Source organism: Verminephrobacter aporrectodeae subsp. tuberculatae At4 (assembly GCF_000193225.1).
Lineage (GTDB): Bacteria > Pseudomonadota > Gammaproteobacteria > Burkholderiales > Burkholderiaceae_C > Acidovorax > Acidovorax aporrectodeae.
Map to the genome: position 1 here is coordinate 1 of NZ_AFAL01000518.1, position 3,218 is coordinate 3,218.

Consider the following 3,218-nt stretch of genomic DNA (forward strand, 5'->3'; position numbering starts at 1 on the left):
GTGCACAGCCCCAGCCCCGAAACCGCGCGGGCGCCGCTCGCCTCGCATGCCTGGGACGCCGTGGTGCTGTGCCTGCGATCCTCGGACCAGGAGCCGCCCGGCCTGCTCGAGCTGTGCGCCAGCCACCCGGTGCTGCTGTGCATCGATTCCGCGCAGGAGGCCCTGGCCGCGCGCGCTTTCCGCTGCGGGCTGGGCGACTATGTGCTGCGCGACGCGGATGGCACGGCGCATCTGAATGAGCTGCTGCACCGCCTGGCGGCCCTGATGCAAAAGCCCGGGGGAGTGGCCAGGAGCCCGGCCAGCCGGCACGCATGGTCGACGCCCGCATCTGGCAGGAGGCGCTGTCCATGCTGCAGGAGCAGCGCTCGGCGCTACAGGCCACGCTGGCGAGCATGAGCCAGGGAATCCTCAAGACCGGGCCCGACGGGCGCATCACCGTCTACAACCAGCGCGTGCTGGAACTGCTCAACCTGCCGGAAGCGCTGCTCGCCACGCGCCCCATGCTCGCGGACCTGACCCGCATGCAGGCCGAGCGCGGCGACTTTGGCGAGGACTACAACCTGGTGGACCCCTGCGGGCACGACTACTTGGCCCAGGTCGGCGTGGTCCCGTCCCCGGCGCTTTACTGGCGCACCACGCGCGACGGCCGCACGTTCGAGGTGCGCACCACCTCGCTGCCCGACGGCAGCCTGGTGCGCACCTTTACCGACGTGAGCGACTACGTGCGCGTGGAGAATGAATTGCGCGAGAGCGAAGCGCGCTTTCGCTCGCTCAGCGATCTTTCTTCCGACTGGTACTGGGAGCTCGATGCGCAGGGCCGCTTCGTCCAGTTGGTGGGGGACTTGGTCGGCAGTGGCATGGCGCTGCCAGACGTGCTGGGCCGCACGCGCTGGGAGATCGGCGCGCTGAACATGACCGAGTCCGACTGGGCCGCGCACCGCGCCGTGCTCGCCGCGCAGCAGCCGTTTCGTGACCTGGAGCTTGCGCGCCGGCACCCCGACGGCAGCGTGTACTGGCTCTCCGTCAGCGGTGTGCCCCTGCTCGACGCCAGTGGCGCGCTGCGCGGCTACCGTGGCGTGGGCCGCAACATCACCGGACGCAAACAGGCGGAAAGCCAAATCGAACGCCTGGCGTTCTACGACGCGCTGACCGGCCTGCCGAACCGCCGCCTGCTGCTCGACCGCCTGCAGCGCGCCACGGTGGCGGCGACGCACTCCAGCACCCAGGGCGCATTGCTGTTCATCGACTTGGACAACTTCAAGGACCTGAACGACACCCTGGGCCACGACATCGGAGACCAGCTGTTGCTGCAGGTCGCGCAGCGCCTGAAAGCCTGCGTGCGCGAAACCGACACCGTGGCGCGCTTCGGCGGGGACGAATTCGTCGTGCTGCTCGAAGGACTGAGCGCGAACAGCGCCCACGCCAGCGCCGAAACCGCGCACGTGGCCAGCCACATCGCCACCACGCTGGGTCAGCCGTACCCGCTGGGCGAGACCAGCCACCACAGCACGCCGAGCATCGGCATTGCCCTGTTTGGCCGGCAGCCGTGCAGCGTGGACGAACTGCTCAAGCACGCCGACCTGGCCATGTACCAGGCCAAGGCCGCAGGCCGCAACACCCAGCGCTTCTTCGACCCCGAGATGCAGGCCGCCGTCAGCTCCCGCTCGGCCCTGGAGGCCGACCTGCGCCGCGGACTGGAACAAAAGGAACAACTGCTGTACTACCAGCCCGTGGTCGACGGCAAGGGCCACCTGCAGGGCGCCGAGGCCCTGCTGCGCTGGAACCACCCGCGCCGGGGGATCGTCTCGCCCGCCGAATTCATTCCCCTTGCCGAGCAGACCGGGCTGATCCTGCCGCTGGGCCACTGGGTGCTGGAGACCGCCTGCGCCCAATTGGTGACTTGGTCGCGCAGCGCGCTCACGCGGCCGTTCTTCCTTTCGGTGAACGTGAGCGTGCGGCAATTTCGCCAGCCCGACTTTGTCCAGCAGGTGCTGGGCACGCTGGACGCGAGCGGCGCCAACCCCGAGCGCCTGAAGCTCGAACTCACGGAAAGCCTGCTGCTGGCCGACGTGGAGGACAGCATCGCGCGCATGGAGCAGTTGCGCAGCCATGGCGTGGGCTTCTCGCTCGACGACTTTGGCACCGGTTATTCGTCGCTGAGCTACCTCAAGCGCCTGCCCCTGGAGCAGCTCAAGATCGACCAGAGCTTTGTGCGCGACCTGCAAACCAACCCCAACGACGCAGCCATCGTGCGCACCATCCTGGCCCTGGCCGACAGCCTGGACCTGTCCGTGGTGGCCGAGGGGGTGGAGACCACGGGCCAGTTCGAATTCCTGCACCGCCATGGCTGCAAGGCCTTCCAGGGCTACCTGTTCGGTCGCCCCATGCCGTGCGAATTGCTCGAGCGCACATTGCGGCCCGCGCCGTGAGGGGGCAGGAAGGACCGCCGGTTCCTGTCCTGGCTGCCGGCCGGCTCAGTCGTTGCCGGGCTGCAACGCGCGAATGCGCTCCACATGCGCCAGCAGCGAGCGCTGGGCCACGGGCCACATGCGCTGCGGCACGTCGTCGTAGGCGTGGCGCACCCAGTCCTCCAGGCTGCCCCGGGGCAGCGCCTGCATGGCGGCCAGCACCCTGGCCTCGCGCGCCAGGCGGTGCGCCCTGAGGCGGGCCAGCGCGCCGCGCGCATCGCCCAGCACGTAGCCGTGCGCGGGCAAGATGAATTCCACACCGTGCTGCACGCAGCAGGCGTCGAGCCGCTCAAGCGAGTCCAGGTAGTCGGCCATATTCCCGTCGGGCGGATCGACCACCGTGGTGCTGCCATTGAGCACATGGTCGCCGCTGAACAGCAGGCCGTCTTCGAGCAGCAGCAGACACAGGTGGTTCGCGGCATGGCCGGGGGTGTGGACGACCTGCAGGGTATGGGTGATTCCGCGCTCGGGCGCTTTGGCTTGCAGCACCAGCGACTCCCTGTCCTGCAGCGCCCGGTCGGGCGTGAACCGGCTCGCGGCGCGTGCCGTGGGCGCCGACGGCAGCCCCAGAATCGGCGGCGGCGCATTCCCGGCCCGCACGCACAGGGCCTGCAAGGGGGCGGCGCCGGGCGCATGGTCGGCGTGCGAGTGGGTGCACACGATCGCGCGGATGTCGCCGCCTGCGGCGCGCCAGAGCTTGTCCAGGTGCTCGGCGTCGGCCGGGCCGGGGTCGATGGCGATAAAGCCCGT

Annotated in this window: 2 protein-coding genes and 1 pseudogene; 2 read left to right on the top strand and 1 reads right to left on the bottom strand. The window is 69.7% G+C overall.

Features of this window, described 5'->3' with window-relative positions; translation table 11 throughout:
• Positions 1 to 396 (top strand): annotated as a pseudogene (locus VTU_RS35035) (hypothetical protein); the annotation flags it as partial.
• A complete protein-coding gene (locus VTU_RS27970; protein ID WP_010106626.1) occupies positions 312 to 2,429 on the top strand; it encodes a putative bifunctional diguanylate cyclase/phosphodiesterase in 2,118 nt (705 codons plus the stop codon). The pseudogene VTU_RS35035 and the gene VTU_RS27970, both read left to right, overlap by 85 nt.
• 45 nt (positions 2,430 to 2,474) lie before the next feature.
• Here VTU_RS27970 and VTU_RS0117650 read toward each other — a convergent pair.
• The coding region (locus tag VTU_RS0117650) for an MBL fold metallo-hydrolase (RefSeq protein WP_010106628.1) at positions 2,475 to 3,218 on the bottom strand (744 nt) is incomplete at its 5' end.